This window comes from Agrobacterium sp. CFBP 3001 (genome assembly GCF_027871605.1).
In the GTDB taxonomy this organism is placed as follows: domain Bacteria; phylum Pseudomonadota; class Alphaproteobacteria; order Rhizobiales; family Rhizobiaceae; genus Agrobacterium; species Agrobacterium leguminum.
Genome location: NZ_JAQAHD010000003.1, coordinates 201,179 through 220,288 on the forward strand (window position 1 = coordinate 201,179; position 19,110 = coordinate 220,288).

The following is a 19,110-nucleotide window of genomic DNA, read 5'->3' on the forward strand; positions in this document are numbered from 1 at the left end:
CGGGTGTGAGGGACGTCCCCCAAAAAACAACGCCCCTATACAATACCGCCGCTGCCGCCGACCGAAGCAGGCCGTTGCGCCGCCACCCGCTTGCGATAGCCGCTTGCCCGATAGGCCGCAATCGGATCGATAGCGCCGCCCGCCAATTGCCGGGCCTGCGCAAGAATCGGTTCCACATCGGTGCGATAGGCCCGCTTCAGCATATCGGAAGCCATCAGCGCATCATTGTCCTGCTGGTAACCGTCGAGAGCCGCGCGATCCACCAGCAATGCCTGCGCATAGGCGCGGCGGATTTCATTGGCGCTGGAGATCAGGCTTTCAATCGGGTCCGTCACATTATGCGACTGGTCGATCATATGGGCCGGATGGAAACCTTTCACGCCGCGATATTCCGCATCCACCAGCTCGTTGAAAACGAGGAACAGGCGGTATGGCTCGATCGAGCCGGCATCCAGATCATCATCGCCATATTTGCTGTCGTTGAAATGGAAACCCCCGAGCTTGCCGAACTGGATGAGCCGGGCGACGATCATTTCGATATTGGTGTTCGGCGCATGATGGCCGAGGTCGACGAGGCAGAAGGCCTTTTCGCCGAGCGTATTGGCGATGAGGTAATTGGTGCCCCAGTCCTGCACGACGGTCGAATAGAAGGCCGGCTCGTACATCTTGTGTTCGGAAAAGATGCGCCAGTCATCCGGCAGCGCCTTGTAGATATCGGCCATGGCGGCGAGATAACGCTCGAAACTTCTGGTGAAATTGCTCTGGCCGGGAAAGTTCGAACCATCACCCACCCACACCGTCAGCGCCTTCGAGCCGATGGCATTGCCGATTTCGATACATTCGATGTTGTGCTCGACGGCCTGCCGGCGCGTGGCGGCATCCGTGTGGCTGAGCGAACCGTATTTGTAGGAATGGCTCTGGCCGGGCGCATCCGAAAACGTGTTGGAATTCATGGCGTCGAAGCCGAGACCCAGCGCATCGGCATGGGCTTTCAATCGCTTCGGGTCTTCCTTGTCCCACGGAATATGCAGGGAAACGTTGGGCGTCGCCCGTGTCAGCTGGTTGATGACGGCGCAATCATCCAGCTTGTCGAAAATGCCGCGCGGCTCGCCCGTGCCGGGAAAACGGGCAAAACGGGTGCCGCCGGTGCCCACGCCCCAGGAGGGCACGGCCACAAAAAATTCCGCGACCTTGGCCGTAACGGCCTCGATATCGATATTGCGGCGCGCAAGCTGGTTGCCCAGCGCCTGATAATCGTCCTTCAGCGCGTGAGCACGCTTGTCGTTTTCCGCCGCGATCACATCGGCAGCGATTTTCGTCTCGGTCATCTCTTCCTCCCAGGCAATGAACACAACAGGTGCTTCGGCCCGCGACGCCACCACCCCGTCATTCCGGCCTTGAGCCGGAATCCAGCCAGCCCAAGTCTTTGGGCTGAGAAGACTCTCTCGCCGCGCAGACGCGCGGCTGCTGGATTCCGGCTCAAGGCCGGAATGACGAAGGTGGGACTTTCGCCACTTCTCAAAGCATCGTGTCTTTTTATATGTCGATATCCACCGACACCCTACCGCGTAAAACTCTGCGCATTACCGGCATCGACATTGATGATGTTGCCGGTGGACTTGGCGGAGGCGTCGGACGCCAGGAAGTAGATCGCCTCGGCGATATCTTCCGGGAAGACATTGAGCTTCAGCATGGAACGCTTGCGGTAATGTTCCTCCAGATCGGTCACTTCGATCTTCGAGGAAGCCGCGCGCTGCTCGCGCCACTCGCCGCTCCAGATTTTAGAACCGCGCAGCACGGCATCGGGATTGACGGTGTTAACGCGAATGCCGGCTTCCGCTCCTTCGAGGGCGAGGCAACGGGCCAGATGAATTTCCGCAGCCTTGGCCGTGCAATAGGCGGAGGCATTGGGCGAGGAAGCGAGACCGTTTTTCGAGGCGACGAACACCACGTTGCCGCCGAGATTCTGACGCCGCAGCAGCCGGAACGCTTCCCGCGAAACGAGGAAATAGCCGGTGGCGAGAATGTCGATATTCTTGTTCCACATGGCAAGCGTCGTGTCTTCCACCGGCGCGGAGGAAGCTATGCCAGCATTGGAGACGAGAATATCCACGCCGCCGAATTCCACGCTCGCTTCCGCGAAGGCTGCGATGACGGCATCCTCTTTCGTCACATCAAGCTTGACGGTACGCACCGAGTCAGTGCTGTAGCGCTTGACGAAATCGGCCTTGGCGGCTTCCAGCGCCGCTTCGTCAATATCCGCCAGAACCACGCAGGCGCCCTCCCCCGCCAGCCTTTCCGCCGTCGCCCGGCCGATACCGCCAGCACCGCCGGTGACGAAGGCCACCCGGCCGGCAAGGCTCTTCGGCTTCGGCATGCGCTGAAGTTTTGCCTCTTCCAGCAGCCAATATTCGATATCGAAAGCCTCCTGCTCCGGCAGGCCCTGATATTCGGACACGGTGGAAGCACCACGCATGACGTTGATGGCGTTGACGTAAAATTCGCCGGCGATGCGGGCAGTGGCCTTGTCCTTGGCGAAGGACAACATGCCAACGCCGGGGATCAGGAAAATCACCGGATTCGGATCGCGCATCTTCGGCGAATTGTCGTGGCGGCAGGCCTCGTAGTAGCGGGTATAATCGGCGCGGTAAGCTTCAAGCGCCTTGTCGAGACCCGCCGTCAGCGCGTCCACATCCGGCTTCGCCGTATCGAGATCGAGGATCAGTGGGCGGATTTTGGTGCGCAGGAAGTGATCCGGGCAGGATGTGCCGAGTGCGCCGAGCGGCTTCAGGTCCTTCGAGTTGACGAATTCGAGAACCGCCTCCTGATCGTCGAAATGGCCGAGCTTGCGTTCCTCACGGCCGATGCGGCCACGGATTTCCGGCATCAGCCGGGCGGCGATGGCGCGGCGTTCGGCAACGGGCAGGCTCTTCGCCACCGCGCCGCCAAAAATCGTCTTGCCTTCGGTCTTGGCCGCAAACCATTCGATCGCCTTGTTGATGATGGCAAGCGTCAGTTCGTAACACGCCTTGGCGTCATTATCCCATGTGAAGAGACCATGGCTTTCCAGCACGACACCCTTGGCCTTCGGGTTGGCCTTGACGAAAGCTTCGAGATCGAGACCGAGCTGGAAACCCGGGCGACGCCAGGGCAGCCAGCCGATATCGTCACCGAAAATCTGCTGCGTCAATTCTTTCGAATTCTTCGAGGCGGCGATGGCAATGATCGCGTCCGGATGCATATGGTCGACATGATCGTAAGGCACGAAACCGTGCAGCGGCGTATCGATGGAAGCCGCGCGCGGATTGAGGTTGAAGGTGCAATGCGGCAGGAAGCCGACCATGCGGTCCTCATCCTCGACACCCTTGTAAATGCCCTTCAGCGCTTCCAGCTTGTCGAGATAAAGCGTCGCAAAACCATCGAGCTTGATGGTGCCGACATCGCCGCCGGAGCCCTTCACCCACATGACGCGGACCTTCTCGCCCGTCAGCGGATCGGTCTCAAGCACCTTTGCGGATGTGTTGCCACCGCCATAATTGGTGATGCGCTTGTCGGCACCGAGCAGATTGGAGCGATAAAGCAGCTTGCCCGGCTCATCGAGCGTTTTGGCATAGGCATCGTCCCAACGGCTTTCGAGAAGGCGGGATTTTCCCGTCATGTCTTCCTCCCAATATCTGTCTGCATTCGCGGAGCCGATACCGGCCCGCCTCCTTTGATGGCAGATATCGCGCATCGAAAAGCATAATGTCAATCAAAAACGATCATAAATTTTCATGTTGCAGCGCGATATTGATTAATTTGATCGTTCTTGATTGACAACGTAAAGAGATTGCGAATAATCACGATCAGGAGGACCCCATGCACGAACGCGAACGCCATCGCATCATCTTGAGCGCCACACAGGAAAAAGCTGTCGTGACGGTGCAGGATATTGCCGAACTGACGGATGCGTCGGAAGCGACGATCCGCCGGGATATCGCCTCGCTGCATGTTCAGGGCAAGTTGCGCCGCGTGCGCGGCGGGGCGGAAGCCGTGCATCCGCCGCAGCTCGGCAATCTGGCCGCGCGGCCGTTCCGGGTGTCCGAATCGGTCAACATCGACAAGAAACGCGCAATTGCGCGCAAGGCCGTCGATCTGTGCCACGATGGCGATGCGATCATCCTAAATGGCGGCACGACGACATTCCAGATGGTGCACTACATGGCGGCGCGCCGCCTGCAAGTCATGACCAATTCTTTCGCCATCGCGGAGCATCTGGTCAAACATTCCAAATGCAGTGTCAGCGTGCCGGGCGGCGCGATCTATCGCGACCAGAGCCTTATCCTGTCGCCTTTCGAGAATGATGCGATCCGCAATTTTTATGCGCGGCGGATTTTTCTCGGTGCGCAGGGCGTGGGAGCGCTTGGCATCATGGAATCCGATGCGCTGGTTATCCAGAGCGAGCAGAAGCTGATGCGACAGGCGGAAGAGCTTATCGTGATGGTCGATTCTTCGAAATTTAGAAAACGTTCCAGCCTCATTTTATGCCCGCTCGAAAATGTCTCGACCATCATTACCGATGACGGGATTTCCGACGAGGCGGCGAGGATGGTGGAAGATGCCGGCGTCGAATTGTTGATCGTCGGCGCGGTGAGGGATGGCAAGACAGCCACCCCACCGGATGAAGAGGATTCTTCTTCGGTCGCCTGAGGAGCACCGGAGGGAGGAAAAAGGTTCAAAACGGGAGGAAAAGGGACATGAAACTTACACGCAGAACATTGACGAGCGCTCTTGCGCTTGGCGCGGCGCTCTCCGTCGCAGGGCTGGGCAGCGTTGCCCAGGCCGCCGATGTGAAGATCGCACTGGTGGTCAAATCGCTCGGCAACGGCTTTTTCGAAGCCGCCAACAAGGGCGCGCAGGAGGCCGCAAAGGACCTCGGCGGCGTCGAGATCATCTATACCGGCCCGACCAGCACCACGGCCGAAGGCCAGATCGAAGTCATCAATTCGCTGATCGCGCAGGGCGTCGATGCCATCGCCATTTCCGCCAATGACCCGGATGCCGTGGTTCCGGCGCTGAAAAAGGCGGCCCAGCGCGGCATCAAGGTCATCTCCTGGGATTCCGGTGTTGCGCCGGAAGGCCGCATACTCCAGCTCAACCCTTCGTCCAACGCGCTGATCGGCAAGATGTGCCTGCAGCTCGCCGCATCGCATCTGGAAGGCGGCAAGGGCGATTTCGCCATTCTTTCGGCCACCACCACCTCCACGAACCAGAATATCTGGATCGACGAGATGAAAAAGCAGCTGAAGGATTTCCCCGGCCTCAACCTTGTCACCACGGTTTACGGTGACGATCTGGCCGACAAGAGCTACCGCGAAGCGCAGGGCCTGCTTTCCTCGCAGCCGAATGTGAAGGTTATCGTCGCGCCGACAACGGTTGGCGTTCTCGCCGCCTCGCAGGCGGTGAAGGATGCGGGCAAGATCGGTCAGGTCTATGTGACCGGCCTTGGCCTGCCGTCTGAAATGGCCGGCGCCATCAAGTCGGGCGCCACCAAGGAATTCGCCATCTGGAACCCGATCGACCTCGGTTACTCCGCCACCCAGATCGCCTATCGCCTGGTGAAGGGCGAAACCGATGGCAAGCCGGGTTCGGAAATCGAAGCCGGTCGTATGGGTAAGATCAAGGTTGGCGAAAACAGCGAAGCGGCGATGGCTGATCCGTTCATCTATGACGCGAAGAATATCGACCAGTTCTCGAAAATTTTCTGATCTAGAGAAGTGACGGCAGTGTGCGGAGGGCACCCCCCTCTGCCCTGCCGGGCATCTCCCCCTCAAGGGGGGAGATCAGCCAGATTATAACACTCGCTCACTCTCAACTTTAGTGATGGCCTCAACGGTGCCGCATATCGATCTCCCCCCTTGAGGGGGAGATGCCCGGCAGGGCAGAGGGGGGTGCCCTTCACCGCTTCAATCAAACTGACCGGTAAGACGGATGATGCGTATCGAAACGAAAATTTTAGATGTCGTCGAGGCTTCAAATTCAACGCCCATTCTGGAAATGCGCGGCATCAGCCAGATATTCCCCGGCGTCAAAGCGCTGGATGGCGTCGATATCGCGCTTTATCCCGGCAAGGTCACCGCGCTGATCGGCGAGAACGGTGCTGGTAAATCCACGCTCGTCAAAATCCTCACGGGCATCTATCGCCCCAACGAAGGCGAAATCCTTCTCGATGGTCAGCCCGTCCATTTTTACAGCGCACAGGAAGCCATCGATGCCGGCGTCACCGCCATTCATCAGGAAACCGTGCTGTTCGACGAGCTTTCCGTCGGCGAAAACATCTTCCTCGGCCATGCGCCGAAAGGTCGTTTCGGTCTGATCGACTGGAAGACCATCAACACGCGCGCCAGAACCCTGCTGGAACAGCTCGAAAGCACCATCGATCCGACGATCCGGCTGAAGGACCTGTCCATCGCCCAGCGCCATCTCGTCGCCATCGCCCGCGCGCTTTCGGTCGAGGCGCGCATCGTCATCATGGACGAACCGACGGCCGCCCTTTCTCGCAAGGAAATCGATGATCTCTTTCGCATCGTCGAAAACCTCAAGCGGCAGGGCAAGGCGATCCTCTTCATCAGCCACAAGTTCGACGAGGTCTATGAGATCGCCGAGAATTATGCCGTGTTCCGGGATGGCAGGATGGTTGGAGCGGGCAATCTCGCCGCCACGCCGCAGGACGAGATCGTGCGGCTGATGGTCGGCCGTGACGTGACGAACGCCTTTCCCAAGCAGGCCGTCACCCTTGGGCCGACGGTTCTTTCGGTGCGCGATTATTCGCATCAGACGGAATTCCGCGATATTTCGCTCGAACTGCGCAAGGGCGAGATTCTCGGCCTCTACGGGCTGATCGGCGCCGGCCGCTCCGAGCTTTGCCAGTCGTTGTTCGGCATTACCCGGCCGGCTTCAGGGCAGGTATCGCTGGAAGGCCAGCCGCTTTCCATCCGCTCGCCGGAAGACGCGATCCGCGCCGGCATCGTTTATGTGCCGGAGGAGCGCGGCCGCCACGGGCTGGCGCTGGATATGCCGATCTACCAGAACATGTCGCTGCCATCGCTCACGCGCACGTCGCGCAAGGGCTTTCTGGCCGCCGCCAATGAATTCGCGCTGGCGCGCAAATATGCCTCACGGCTCGATCTGCGCGCGGCCGCCCTTTCGGTGCCGGTCGGCACGCTTTCAGGCGGCAACCAGCAGAAGGTGGTGATCGGCAAGTGGCTCGCCACCCAGCCGAAGGTCATCATTCTCGATGAACCCACCAAGGGTATCGATATCGGCTCCAAGGCCGCCGTGCACGGTTTCATCAGCGAGCTTGCGGCGGAAGGGCTTTCCATCATCATGATTTCATCCGAACTTCCCGAAATCCTCGGCATGTCCGACCGCGCCATCGTCATGCGCGAAGGCCTGATGGCGGGCCAGTTCGAACGCGCCGATTTTTCTCCGGAAAAGCTGGTGCGCGCCGCCACCGGCAATGCCTGAGAGGGGCAAAACCATGCAACGTCTACTTAAAAATCGCGAATGGCTGCTGGCGGGCATCATCGTCATCATGATCGCCGGTTTTGCGCTGCGCGCGCCCGGTTTCAGCCGGCCCGGCAATCTCGTCAATATCTTCAACGATACCTCCATCCTCATCATTCTGGCGCTTGGCCAGATGGCGGTCATTCTCACCAAATCCATCGATCTTTCGGTTGCCGCCAATCTCGCCTTCACCGGCATGGCGGTGGCGATGACCAATGCCGCCTTTCCGGGAATTCCCCTGCCGCTTCTCATCGCCATGGCGGTCGGCATCGGCGCATTTCTCGGCTCGCTCAACGGCGTGCTGGTCTGGTGGCTAGGCATTCCGCCCATCGTCGTCACGCTCGGCACGCTTACCATTTATCGCGGCATGGCCTTCGTTCTGTCCGGCGGCGGTTGGGTGAATGCGCACCAGCTTTCGCCGACCTTCCTCAATGTGCCGCGCACCATGATCCTCGGCATGCCGGTGCTTTCATGGGTGGCGATCCTCATCATCGCCGGCGCCTGGCTGGTGCTCAGCCGCACCTCCTTCGGCCGTTCCGCCTATGCGTCGGGCGGTAATCCGAGTGCCGCCGTCTATGCGGGCATCGATGTCGGCCGGACGCGCTTCTTCGCCTTCGTGCTCTCGGGCGCGCTCGCCGGTCTCGCCAGCTATCTCTGGGTGTCGCGTTATGCGGTTGCCTATGTCGACATCGCCGCCGGCTTCGAACTGGACAGCGTGGCGGCAAATGTGATCGGCGGCATCTCGATTGCCGGCGGCATCGGATCGGTGGCGGGTGCGGTGCTCGGCGCGCTGTTCCTCGGCGTCATCAAGAACGCCCTGCCCGTCATCGGCATTTCGCCCTTCGCGCAGATGGCGATTTCCGGCGTTGTCATCGTGCTCGCCGTCGTCTTCAACGCCCGCGCCGAAGCGCGAAAAGGCCGTATCATCCTGCGTGACCGCGCAGCAAGCGATCAGGCCAGGGAGGCCGCAGCATGAGCACCATGCCTCAACCAGCGCAGAATCCGCGCATCATTCCAGACAAGCTCGGCACGCCGATACGCCGCATCATGGCCAGTTGGGAAGTGCTGCTGCTTGGTGTTGCGATCCTCATCTTCATCGCCAATTCGCTGGCCTCACCCTATTTCCTCAATGCCTGGAACCTGTCGGACGCGACCTTCAACTTCACGGAAAAGGCGATCATCGCCTTCGCCATGGCGCTGCTGATCATCGCCGGTGAAATCGATCTTTCCGTCGCCGCCATCATCGCGCTCGCCTCCACCGCCATGGGTGCGGCAGTGCAAATGGGGATCGGCACGCCCGGCCTCGTCGCCATCGGCATCGGCACCGGGCTTTTGTGCGGGGCCTTCAACGGTTTTCTGGTCGCAGGGCTGAAACTGCCGTCCATCGTCGTCACCATCGGCACGATGAGCCTGTTTCGCGGCATTTCCTATATGGTGCTGGGCGATCAGGCCTATGGCAAATATCCCGCCGATTTTGCCTATTTCGGTCAGGGTTACGTTTTCTGGGTGATTTCTTTCGAATTCGTGCTGTTCATCGCCATGGCCATCCTCTTCGCCATTTTGCTGCATGCCACCAATTTCGGCCGGCAGGTCTATGTGATCGGCAACAACCCCTTCGCCGCCCGTTTCTCCGGCATACCCGTCGAGCGGGTGAAGTTCATCCTGTTCCTGCTCACCGGCCTGATGAGCGGCATCGCCGCCGTCTGCCTCACATCGCGGCTCGGCTCCACCCGCCCGTCCATCGCTCAAGGGTGGGAGCTTGAGGTGGTGACCATGGTGGTGCTGGGCGGCGTCTCCATTCTCGGCGGCTCCGGCACCATCGCAGGCGTCGTCATTGCCGCTTTCGTCATGGGCCTCGTCACCTTCGGGCTCGGTCTTGTGAATGTGCCGGGCATCGTCATGTCGATCTTTGTCGGTCTGCTGCTCATCGTAACCATCGCCATCCCCATCGTTGTCCGTCGCCTTCGGGCCATGAGAAGTTAAGCCATGCCGGAACTTGAAAAACACGCCTTCAAGATGAAACTCTTTGCCGGAAAAGAGGCCGAATATAAAAAGCGCCATGACGAGATATGGCCGGAACTGGTGACGCTGCTACGCGAGGCGGGTGTGAGCGATTACTCCATTCATCTCGACCCGGAAACCAACATCCTGTTCGGCGTGCTGACGCGCCCGAAGAACCACGGCATGGCGGCCTTGCCCGAACATCCCGTGATGAAGAAGTGGTGGGCGCATATGGCCGATATCATGGAGAGCAATCCCGATCATTCGCCGGTCGCAAAAGATCTGGTGACGGTGTTCCATCTGCCATGAGCGAGAGCATCAGACCGGGCCGCGTCGCGGTCATCGATATCGGCAAGACCAATGCCAAGGTCGTCGTCATCGATACCGGCAGCGGCGAGGAGATTGCCGCGGAGAAACAGGCGAACCCCGTCCTTCGCGATGGAATTTATCCGCATTACGATGTGGAGATGCTTTGGCGCTTCGTTCTCTCCGCGCTTCAGCGTTTCGGCCAGAAGCCCGGTTTCGATGCGATTTCGATCACCACCCATGGCGCTTCTGCAGCGCTTCTAGATGCGAACGGCGATCTCGCCATGCCGGTGCTCGATTATGAACACGGCTATCCCGCCGCCATCGAAGAAGCCTATCGCGGCATCAGGCCCGATTTTGCCGAGACCGGCTCACCGCAGCTTCCCGTCGGGTTGAACCTCGGCGCGCAAATCCATTTCCAGAAAACGGCCTTTCCGGACGATTTCTCCAGAGTGCGCAGCATCGTCACCTATGCGCAATATTGGGCGGGACGGCTGACGGGCATTCAGGCCACGGAAACGACCTCGCTTGGCTGCCATACGGATCTCTGGAACCCGCGGCGGAAGAGTTTCTCCTCGCTCGTCGCGCGTCTCGGTATCGAACATTTGATGGCGCCGATCCGCTCCGCTTTCGATGTGCTGGGAACAATCCGCCCGTCGATTGCGCTGGAAACCGGTCTTTCGCCGCATATGCCGGTCTATTGTGGCATCCACGATTCCAACGCATCCCTCCTGCCGCATCTTCTTCGCCGGGACGGAGATTTTTCGGTCGTCTCCACCGGCACCTGGGTGGTGAATTTCGCCATCGGCGGCGCGGCGGGTTCGCTCGATCCCACCCGTGATACACTCCTGAATGTCGATGCTTTCGGCCGTCCCGTTCCCTCGTCACGCTTCATGGGCGGCAGGGAATATGAAATGCTGGCGCAGCAATTCGGGGCCGTGAAAGACGAAGCGATAGACGCGGCTCTCGGCGGCGTGGTTGCCAGGGGCATGATGCTGCTGCCGAGCGTCGTCAGCGGCTCCGGCCCCTTTCCCGACAGGGCAGCGCGCTGGATTGGCGATGAAAATGCTACGGCCGCGGAACGGCACGCAGCGGCGTCGCTTTATCTCGCCCTGATGACGGAATGCAGCCTCTCGCTCATCGGGCGGAAAGGTCCGATCCTTGTGGAAGGCCCCTTCGCCAGCAACACCCTTTATCTGAAGGCGCTGGCCGGCTTTGCAGAGACCGAAGTAACCGCGGTCGAAGGGTCGACGGGCACCAGCGCCGGTGCGGCCCTGCTCACCGGCATCAAGCCGCTTGCCGGTCGCGAGCGCCATTTCACGCCGCACGATATTCCCGGCCTCGCCTCTTATCGCAATGCCTGGCGAGGCCACATGGCCTGATGCGAAACGCAAAATGCGGCCGAACGCTCGGCCGCATTGCGATTTTGCAGAAGAATCAGCCCTTTATGAAGGCCAGAAGATCGGCGTTCAGCACATCGGCATTGACGGTGAGCATACCGTGCGAGAAGCCGGGATAGGTCTTCAGCGTGCCGTTTTTCAACAGCTTCACCGATTTCAGCGCAGAGTCGGCAATCGGCACGATCTGGTCGTCTTCGCCATGCAGCACCAGCGTCGGAACGCTGATATTCTTCAGGTCTTCGGTCTGGTCGGTTTCCGAGAAGGCCTTGATACCGTCATAATGGGCCTTTGCGCCGCCCATCATGCCCTGACGCCACCAGTTCTGGATAACGCCTTCATGAACGGTCGCGCCATCGCGGTTGAAGCCATAGAACGGGCCGGCCGGCACATCGCGGAAGAACTGTGCGCGGTTTGCGGCGAGCGACGAGCGGAAGCCGTCAAAAACCTCCATCGGCAGGCCTTCCGGATTGGCCTCGGTCTTGAGCATCAGCGGCGGCACGGCGGAAACGAGAACCGCCTTGGCGACACGGCCGGCGGGTTCGCCATGTTTTGCGACATAACGGGCGACTTCGCCGCCACCGGTGGAGTGGCCGATATGGACGGCGTTCTTCAGATCGAGGGCCTCAACGACGGCAAAGGCGTCGGCGGCGTAGTGATCCATGTCATGACCGTCGGCGACCTGGGCGGAACGGCCGTGGCCACGGCGGTCATGGGCGACGACGCGAAAACCCTTGGAAACGAAGAACAGCATCTGCGCATCCCAGTCATCGGACGAGAGCGGCCAGCCATGGTGGAACATGATCGGCTGGGCATCCTTCGGGCCCCAGTCCTTGTAGAAGATTTCGGTTCCGTCTGTCGTCTTAACAAAGCCCATGATCGTTACTCCTTCGGTTGCGTTGGCATCTCCAGCACAGCCTGTTGTGCGCCGGTTTGATGGAGGGATGATGACGCAGGATAACGGTTGCAACAATTGCAACAATAATTGGCAATGAATTGCTGTTTATGAAATTATCTTCTCGACCCGCATACCATTCCGGCACACGTGTTGACCCGCTCCGCGCCCTCATACAAGTGTGAGAACGGGGATCACCGGCGGAGGGTTCCGTGAATTCGACGCGGCCTCAGTCTACCTCGGGATCGTATTCCCTCGGGCTCTCGTCCTTCGAGAACAGGACACAGGGCCCGCGTGAACCGCGAGGATCATAGGCATATCCCTTGGCGGTCAGCGCCTGCATGATATCGCGAACCCCGGCGAGACCGTAAAGATGGTCATGCAGCTCCACGAATATCCGCTCCACCCCGGTCAGATCGGCCCTGCCGAGCAGATCGCGTTCCGCACCCTCGATATCCATCACGAGCGCGGTGATGCCCCGGCTGGCGATAAATTCATCGATATTGGCGGAAGAAATTTCGATGCGTTTTTCATAGGGGCCCTGATTTTCGTCCATGGACGACATCCAGAGATCCCTGCGGACGTAAAAAGGATAGGAGCTCGGCTCATCGGCGGTGAGAAGCCCCTGCGAAAACACGACATTGCCGCGGCAATTGGCCTTGATCACCCGCTCTGCCAGCGCCGCGGTGGAGGGGTTGGCCTCGAAAGCCCAGACGGAAACATCCTCGATGCCGGCGATGATCGAGGTGATGATCCCGATACCGGAGCCCAGCTCCAGTACGCGATCGCCGGGCTTGATGGCTTTCAGGACGCTGCGGGCCTCTTTCGCCTCATAGCTGCCGTCGGTCAGCGCCTGCCAGATGACCGGCGACACCTCATCGGAAGAGAGGGGAAGGGCAACTCCATGCACGTCCAGTATTTCCATGTCTCAAGCCTTTTCGCAAAACCCGGCCGCTTTGTCGCAATGATCCCATATCGACCGGGAATGCTCTACAGCATCGTTGCGGCAACCGGTATCGGTTTTCGCAAGCAACGCTATGACGTGGTAAAAAATTCAAGATACGGTCGGCGCCAAAACAGGCGCGTCTCAGACGGAACTCCAGGCCACAAGCTCCTTGGCCGGCAACGGTCTGCTGATCAGATATCCCTGAACCTGATCGCAGCCCAGACGCCTGACGCATTCATATTGCTCTTCCGTCTCGATACCTTCCGCAATCGTCGTCATCCGCAGACTGCGGCCGACACCAACCACGAATTCCACGATCGCCAGCGCGTCGCGGTCGCTGGTGATATCGCGCAGGAACGAGCGGTCGATCTTGATCTTGTCGAAGGGCACGCCGCGCAAATTGGCGAGCGATGAGTAACCTGTCCCGAAATCATCCATGGCGATCTGAATGCCGACGGCCTTCAGGCGCGACAGCGTGTTGATCGTCTGGTCGCTCTTGTTGAGCAGGATCGATTCGGTGATTTCAAGCTCGAGCCGGCTCGGTTCCAGCCCGCTTTTCTCAAGCGCGCCCATGACGTTCTGGATGAGGTTGGTACTGTGGAACTGAACCGGCGACAGATTGACCGCCACCTTCATGTCCTCGTCCCAACCCATCGCCTCGCGGCAGGCGGTCTCCATCACCCATTTTCCGAGCGAATGGATGAGACCGGTTCTTTCCGCAACGGGAATAAACACGCTGGGCGGCACATCGCCCCGTACGGGATGTTTCCAGCGCAGCAACGCCTCGAAGCCGCAAAGCTTGCGTGTCTGGGTCGCCACCTGCGGCTGGTAATAGACTTCCATCTCGTCGTTCTGCAACGCGGTCTGCAGATCGGCCTCGAAGGACTTTTTCTCGGTCAGCTGCTTTTGCATGCGGACCTTGAAAACGCTCGCCCGGCCGGGGCCGATGGCTTTCGCCTCATAAAGCGCCAGATCCGCGCGCTTGAACAATTCATCCGCGTCGACGGCGCCGTGCGATATGGCGATGCCGATGCAGGTGCCGATTTTGACCTCCTGCTCGCCCAGCTGGTAGGTGCGGCTGATCTGGTCGATGAGCTTGGTGGCAAGACGGCGGGCGGCATCCTCGTTCAGATCGTCGGAGACGACGGCAAATTCGTCGCCGCCCAGACGGCAGACCATGTCATAATCGCCGCCGATGCCCGAGAGACGCTGCGCCACGGCCTGAAGCAGCGCATCGCCGGCATCGTGGCCGAGCGTGTCGTTGACGTCCTTGAACCCGTCGAGATCAAGCAGGAGGATGGCTGTCGTTCCCGTCCCGCCGAAGGATCGGCGCAACCTTTCGATCAGTTCCTGCCGGAACAGTGCGCGGTTCGGCAGTCCCGTCAGCGCGTCGTGATAGGCGTCGTGTTCGAGCCGAACATTTTTAGCCTGCAATTCCAGCGTCGCGGCGCGCAGATCGTCCGTCAGGCCGCGCATGCTTTTCTGCGCGCGGTTCAGGAGATCATTCTGGCGAAGCAGCAATATGACAAGCGCGATACCGCACAGGATCAGGCCGCCCGCCAGCGCGGTATAGACGATATGCAGCTTGCGCACATCCTCATGGGCCGTATCGATCAGATTGACGTCATAAGCGACGGAAGACGAGGCAAGCGTCGTCATCGGCGCGTCGAGCGCGCTCATCGTCGCCAGCAGATCCGGAACCTCGGCCGGATCGAGGGTGTTCACCCGCTGCTCGAGACGGGCCAGAACGGCATCGAGGCGGGTTACGAGATCCCGCCACTGCTGTTTTTCATTGATGAAGGCCCCGAGATTGCCCTGCTTCAAAAGCTCAAGGCGGCTCAGCATGATGTCCAGGCGCAGTTGCAGCTCATCCCTGTCGATCCTGCCGGGATTGAGCGCGAACACGGCCAACTTGTTCTGGAGGCGCAGATATTCGGCTACGGTCTGGCTGACGGCCCAGGAATCATTGTAGCGGGCGAATTTCTGCAGAGCGGTCTGCCGCTCGGCAATGACGAAAGCGATATAGCCCGTTGCCAGGACGAAGCAACAGATGATCACCGCCACAAGTTTTCGCAAACGGCACCTTTATTCCACTATCAGTTTGGCAACTTGCCATGCGGACCGCGAATAATACGTCTGCTTCTGCAGCTCCGGATCGCTGTCATAGGGATAGATGACGAACAACGGGCCCTTTTCGCGAACTGTCATGTAATTGCCATCCAGCTTGATCGCCAGGATAACGTTAAATTTCTTAAAATCTTCAATCGGTATCGTGCTGACATAATCGTTGAGAGCGACTGCCGTGACGCTGGTGCCCTTTGCGCCGACGACATCCATCAATTTTGCCAGTGAAACACCATCGAAACGGACGCGGCCATCATGCCAGGGCGTCGTCGTCTCCACCGTCACCATGCCGAGCGCTTCCAGCATGTCACGGTCAAATACCGCGGCACCCTCGCCATTCGTATTGGCGATGTTTCCGGATATGGTTAATATCGGTTTTCCTTGCGGTTTGGCAATTTCGCCGGCTTCGGCACAGGAAAGCCACGCGAGCGACAAGAACGCACTGAGAAGTACCCGGGCGAAACTCATACTTTTTCTCCATCGATAACGTTCAGGTCGAGGGTTTTCACCAACCTTTGAAGGTCAAGGGAACCGACGCTAGCAATATATATCAGGAATGGATGTTATATCCTTAGTGAGATTTTATCCGTATTTTCTCTAGGTTTTGAGTAAACCCTTTGGATAAGTTTTCCGTCTCATTGTATTTTTTCAGGCCACGCGTCCCATTATGACACAAGCGGCAAGCTGCGGAGACCCCTCCCGATAATTCGTCAGGTGCGACAAAGGCCGAATTGTGGCGAGAGCCTTTCCGTCGTCGCGCAGCTGCATCTGATTCGCCTGCGGCAGCCGGATAAGCGACGCCCCGTCCGCGTGCCGGATTGAAATGACGAATGGCAAATTCCACGTCACGGAAAAATCATGGCGATTGCCGGAGCACACGGTTGAAACGTACCGCCCGGACCTTAATATAAAGGCTGTCGTTTCCGTTTCCGACAATTCCAGAAGCCCCCGTCGGAAATATCCAGACACATGTTCCGCGCAGCGAAAGCCGCGATGCCGGATATCGTCCGGCCAGGAAAATTCTGTTCACGTCTCAGGGCCGGACGGCATTTCGCCGAATTGGCCGCATCATGAAGGTAGCCCCTATGCACACCTATCCCGACATCAAACTTCTCATTGATGGCGAATGGCGAGACGCCGTTTCCGGCAAGACGATCGCCGTGTCCGATCCGGCAACCGACGAGATCATCGGCGCGATTGCGCATGCCGAGAAGGAAGACCTCGATCTGGCGCTTGCCGCCGCCGAGCGCGGTTTCAGGGTGTGGCGCGACACCTCGCCTTTCGAGCGCTCGAAGATCATGCGCAGGGCGGCCGATCTCCTGCGCGAGCGCAAGGACAAGATCGCCTACATCATGACCCGCGAACAGGGCAAGCCGCTGGCGCAATCCGGTACTGAAATCATGGGCGCTGCCGATACCATCGACTGGTTCGCCGAAGAAGCCCGCCGCACCTATGGGCAGGTCATTCCGGCGCGCGCAACCGGCGTTTCGCAGCTTGCCATCAAGCTGCCGGTCGGTCCCGTCGCGGCGTTTACGCCGTGGAACTTCCCGATCAACCAGATCGTCCGCAAGCTTTCCGCAGCGCTTGCCACCGGCTGCTCCATCATCGTCAAGGCCCCGGAAGAAACACCGGCGTCACCGGCTGAACTGATCCGCGCTTTCGTGGATGCCGGCGTACCGGCGGGCGTCATCGGCCTCGTTTACGGCGTTCCATCCGAGATTTCGGAATATCTGATCCCGCATCCGGTCATCCGCAAGATTTCCTTCACCGGCTCCACGCCGATTGGCAAACATCTGGCGGCCTTGGCCGGCAAGCACATGAAGCGCGCCACGATGGAATTGGGCGGCCACGCGCCTGTCATGATCTTTGACGATGCCGATATCGAAAAGGCCATCCAGGTGACCTCGCTTGCCAAGTTCCGCAATGCAGGCCAGGTCTGCGTCGCCCCCACCCGCTTCCTGGTGCAGGACGGCGTGGCGGATCGCTTCCTTGAAGGTTTCGTGGAAGCGACCAAGGCCATCAAGGTCGGCAATGGCCTGGAAGACGATGTCGTAATGGGTCCCCTTGCCAATGAGCGCCGCATTCCCGCACTGGAAGGCCTCATCAACGACGCTGTTTCCCATGGTGCAGACCTGAAAACCGGCGGACGCCGCATCGGCAACAAGGGCAATTTCTTCGAGCCGACGGTTCTCGCCAATGTGCCGACCACCGCCAAAATCATGAATGACGAACCCTTCGGCCCGGTCGCCATCATCAATCGCTTCTCGAGCTTCGATGACGCCATCACCGAGGCGAACCGCCTGCCCTTCGGCCTTGCATCCTATGCCTTCACCGGCTCGGTCAAGACCGCGCATGCACTCGGCCAGCAGGTCGAGGCCGGCATGCTGACCATCAACCACAACGGCCTTGCGCTTCCGGAAGTCCCCTTCGGCGGCATCAAGGATTCCGGTTATGGCACGGAAGGCGGCTCGGAAGCGGTTCAGGCCTATCTGGAGACCAAATTCGTCAGCCAGATGAGCTGACGCTTTTTTGGCGAACCCGGAGCATCCGCACCTTCGTCACCCCGGCCTCGAGCCGGGGTCCAGCCAGCACAAGTCCCTGGGCTGAAAAGACTCTATTCGCCGCGCAGACGCGCGTCGGCTGGATGCCGGATCTAGTCCGGCATGACGGAAGAGAGGCCTTATTGATCTGAGAACAGGCAAAATCAGCCACAGCGTTTTTTCGCTGCTCCGGTCCTGCTTGCTTTCGTCTGCATCATCCCCTAAAAGAACAAAAAGTGAACCTTGAGGGGCGATATGAGCGACGCGGCGGCACCGGCACTGAAGGAAATCTTCAACCGCGAGAAACTGCGGCATATCGCCGATGAGACGAAGGCCGTTCATCCGCCATTTGACGTTTCCGCCTTCATGGCGCTCGCCACCGAAAACCTTGAAGTGCTGGGCATCATGCAGCGCATGCGACAGGTGGCGACGAGCCTGCATGCGACACTTCCCGGCGACTATGCCCGCAATATCGAAATCCTGACCGCCGCAGCGCCGGGCATCGGCAACGGTTTCGCCTCCATTTCGCTGCCGGAATATGTGGCGCTCTACGGCTTCGACGATTTCGATCTTTCCATGGAAGCGCTGCATTATTTCACCCGCTTCGGCTCCTCTGAATTTGCCATCCGTCATTTTCTGCAAAAGGACTTAGGCGCCACCCTCGGCGTGATGGAAACGTGGTCGCGGCACGCGAATGAACATGTGCGGCGGCTGGCGAGCGAAGGCTGCCGGCCGCGTCTGCCATGGTCGTTCCAGCTCAAACCCCTGATCGACGATCCCTCGCCGGTCACCGCAATCCTCGACGCCATGAAAGCCGACGAGGCGCTTTATGTGCGCAAATCCGTCGCCAATCATCTGAACGACATCACCAAGGACAATCCAGCTTTCGTGCTGGCGCTGATCGATACATGGCCAAAGGACAATCCGCATACACGCTGGATCACGCGGCAGGCCCTGCGCACATTGATCAAGAAGGGCGATGCGGCGGCGCTTGCCCATCTCGGCGCACATGAGGAAGCGGAAATTTCCCTTACGGCATTTCAGGTTACGCCGGACAAGGTTGCGCTCGGCAATCCGGTGCGGATTGCAACCTCTTTCACCTCGACGGCGAAACGGCCGCAGAAACTGGTGATCGACTACGCCGTGCACTACGTGAAGAAGAGCGGCGACGCCTCTGCGAAAGTCTTCAAGTGGAAAGAGATCGAACTTCAGCCCGGCGAGACATGCGCGCTGTCGATCAGCCGCGCCATACGTGATTTCACCACCCGCAAACACTATCCCGGCCTTCACAGGGTCGACCTGACGATCAACGGCAAGCTTGTGGCTGAAAGCGCCTTCGAGCTTCTGGGCTGATAG

15 protein-coding genes are annotated in these 19,110 nt (G+C 59.5%); 9 read left to right on the forward strand and 6 right to left on the reverse strand.

Annotation, left to right across the window (positions count from 1 at the left end; translation table 11 throughout):
* Positions 1-35 precede the first annotated feature (35 nt).
* Positions 36-1,328: an L-rhamnose catabolism isomerase gene (gene rhaI, locus PH605_RS06310; RefSeq protein WP_142844702.1), complete on the reverse strand. Its 1,293-nt coding sequence runs from the start codon at positions 1,326-1,328 to the stop codon at positions 36-38.
* A 233-nt stretch (positions 1,329-1,561) separates the two neighbouring features.
* On the reverse strand, positions 1,562-3,658 hold the full coding sequence (locus tag PH605_RS06315; protein WP_142844703.1) for a bifunctional rhamnulose-1-phosphate aldolase/short-chain dehydrogenase: 2,097 nt from the start codon (positions 3,656-3,658) through the stop codon (positions 1,562-1,564).
* A gap of 200 nt (positions 3,659-3,858) precedes the next feature.
* On the opposite strand from PH605_RS06315, the gene PH605_RS06320 reads away from it, so the two are divergent.
* The 7 genes from PH605_RS06320 to PH605_RS06350 all read left to right on the forward strand — a co-directional run bounded on the left by PH605_RS06320 (position 3,859) and on the right by PH605_RS06350 (position 11,234).
* Entirely contained in the window at positions 3,859-4,689 is an 831-nt protein-coding gene (locus PH605_RS06320) for a DeoR/GlpR family DNA-binding transcription regulator (protein ID WP_142844704.1), read from the forward strand.
* 47 nt (positions 4,690-4,736) lie between these two features.
* Positions 4,737-5,747, forward strand: coding sequence for a rhamnose ABC transporter substrate-binding protein (rhaS, locus tag PH605_RS06325; RefSeq protein WP_035262533.1), 1,011 nt, complete (start codon positions 4,737-4,739; stop codon positions 5,745-5,747).
* A gap of 223 nt (positions 5,748-5,970) precedes the next feature.
* Complete coding sequence (locus PH605_RS06330) at positions 5,971-7,506, forward strand: sugar ABC transporter ATP-binding protein (RefSeq protein ID WP_161987817.1); 1,536 nt, start codon at positions 5,971-5,973, stop codon at positions 7,504-7,506.
* Between the two features lie 13 nt (positions 7,507-7,519).
* On the forward strand, positions 7,520-8,521 hold the full coding sequence (locus PH605_RS06335; RefSeq protein ID WP_142844705.1) for an ABC transporter permease: 1,002 nt from the start codon (positions 7,520-7,522) through the stop codon (positions 8,519-8,521).
* The gene (locus tag PH605_RS06340) at positions 8,518-9,528 is read left to right on the forward strand and encodes an ABC transporter permease (protein ID WP_142844706.1); all 1,011 of its coding nucleotides are present in this window, start codon (positions 8,518-8,520) and stop codon (positions 9,526-9,528) included. The genes PH605_RS06335 and PH605_RS06340 overlap by 4 nt, the downstream gene beginning before the upstream one ends.
* A 3-nt stretch (positions 9,529-9,531) precedes the next feature.
* Complete coding sequence (gene rhaM / locus PH605_RS06345) at positions 9,532-9,855, forward strand: L-rhamnose mutarotase (protein WP_142844707.1); 324 nt, start codon at positions 9,532-9,534, stop codon at positions 9,853-9,855.
* Positions 9,852-11,234 (forward strand): FGGY-family carbohydrate kinase, encoded by a 1,383-nt coding sequence (locus PH605_RS06350; protein ID WP_142844708.1) that lies wholly within the window; start codon positions 9,852-9,854, stop codon positions 11,232-11,234. The genes rhaM and PH605_RS06350 overlap by 4 nt, the downstream gene beginning before the upstream one ends.
* 55 nt (positions 11,235-11,289) lie before the next feature.
* On the opposite strand, the gene PH605_RS06355 is transcribed toward PH605_RS06350, so the two are convergent.
* The 4 genes from PH605_RS06355 to PH605_RS06370 all read right to left on the reverse strand — a co-directional run bounded on the left by PH605_RS06355 (position 11,290) and on the right by PH605_RS06370 (position 15,682).
* Positions 11,290-12,126 (reverse strand): alpha/beta fold hydrolase, encoded by an 837-nt coding sequence (locus PH605_RS06355; protein ID WP_003522568.1) that lies wholly within the window; start codon positions 12,124-12,126, stop codon positions 11,290-11,292.
* Between the two features lie 247 nt (positions 12,127-12,373).
* Positions 12,374-13,069 carry an FkbM family methyltransferase gene (locus PH605_RS06360; RefSeq protein ID WP_003522567.1) on the reverse strand — a complete coding sequence of 232 codons (696 nt, stop codon included), beginning with the start codon at positions 13,067-13,069 and terminating at the stop codon, positions 12,374-12,376.
* 162 nt (positions 13,070-13,231) lie between these two features.
* Entirely contained in the window at positions 13,232-15,154 is a 1,923-nt protein-coding gene (locus PH605_RS06365; protein ID WP_237680911.1) for a putative bifunctional diguanylate cyclase/phosphodiesterase, read from the reverse strand.
* A 21-nt stretch (positions 15,155-15,175) separates the two neighbouring features.
* A complete protein-coding gene (locus PH605_RS06370) occupies positions 15,176-15,682 on the reverse strand; it encodes a molybdopterin-dependent oxidoreductase (protein ID WP_003522565.1) in 507 nt (168 codons plus the stop codon).
* A 617-nt stretch (positions 15,683-16,299) separates the two neighbouring features.
* On the opposite strand from PH605_RS06370, the gene PH605_RS06375 reads away from it, so the two are divergent.
* Positions 16,300-17,736, forward strand: a complete 1,437-nt coding sequence (locus tag PH605_RS06375; protein ID WP_080857391.1) for an NAD-dependent succinate-semialdehyde dehydrogenase — start codon at positions 16,300-16,302, stop codon at positions 17,734-17,736.
* Positions 17,737-18,009: 273 nt separating this feature from the next.
* Positions 18,010-19,107 carry a DNA alkylation repair protein gene (locus PH605_RS06380; RefSeq protein WP_121490432.1) on the forward strand — a complete coding sequence of 366 codons (1,098 nt, stop codon included), beginning with the start codon at positions 18,010-18,012 and terminating at the stop codon, positions 19,105-19,107.
* The last annotated feature ends 3 nt before the right edge of the window (positions 19,108-19,110 follow it).

Excerpts from the sequence above, each read along its gene's own strand:
- rhaI (WP_142844702.1), bottom strand. The coding sequence starts at position 1,328 with ATGACCGAGACGAAAATCGCTGCCGATGTGATCGCGGCGGAAAACGAC.
- rhaM (WP_142844707.1), top strand. The coding sequence starts at position 9,532 with ATGCCGGAACTTGAAAAACACGCCTTCAAGATGAAACTCTTTGCCGGA.
- rhaS (WP_035262533.1), top strand. The coding sequence starts at position 4,737 with ATGAAACTTACACGCAGAACATTGACGAGCGCTCTTGCGCTTGGCGCG.
- PH605_RS06370 (WP_003522565.1), bottom strand. The coding sequence starts at position 15,682 with ATGAGTTTCGCCCGGGTACTTCTCAGTGCGTTCTTGTCGCTCGCGTGG.
- PH605_RS06330 (WP_161987817.1), top strand. The coding sequence starts at position 5,971 with ATGATGCGTATCGAAACGAAAATTTTAGATGTCGTCGAGGCTTCAAAT.
- PH605_RS06375 (WP_080857391.1), top strand. The coding sequence starts at position 16,300 with ATGCACACCTATCCCGACATCAAACTTCTCATTGATGGCGAATGGCGA.
- PH605_RS06360 (WP_003522567.1), bottom strand. The coding sequence starts at position 13,069 with ATGGAAATACTGGACGTGCATGGAGTTGCCCTTCCCCTCTCTTCCGAT.
- PH605_RS06355 (WP_003522568.1), bottom strand. The coding sequence starts at position 12,126 with ATGGGCTTTGTTAAGACGACAGACGGAACCGAAATCTTCTACAAGGAC.
- PH605_RS06380 (WP_121490432.1), top strand. The coding sequence starts at position 18,010 with ATGAGCGACGCGGCGGCACCGGCACTGAAGGAAATCTTCAACCGCGAG.
- PH605_RS06335 (WP_142844705.1), top strand. The coding sequence starts at position 7,520 with ATGCAACGTCTACTTAAAAATCGCGAATGGCTGCTGGCGGGCATCATC.
- PH605_RS06340 (WP_142844706.1), top strand. The coding sequence starts at position 8,518 with ATGAGCACCATGCCTCAACCAGCGCAGAATCCGCGCATCATTCCAGAC.
- PH605_RS06320 (WP_142844704.1), top strand. The coding sequence starts at position 3,859 with ATGCACGAACGCGAACGCCATCGCATCATCTTGAGCGCCACACAGGAA.
- PH605_RS06350 (WP_142844708.1), top strand. The coding sequence starts at position 9,852 with ATGAGCGAGAGCATCAGACCGGGCCGCGTCGCGGTCATCGATATCGGC.
- PH605_RS06315 (WP_142844703.1), bottom strand. The coding sequence starts at position 3,658 with ATGACGGGAAAATCCCGCCTTCTCGAAAGCCGTTGGGACGATGCCTAT.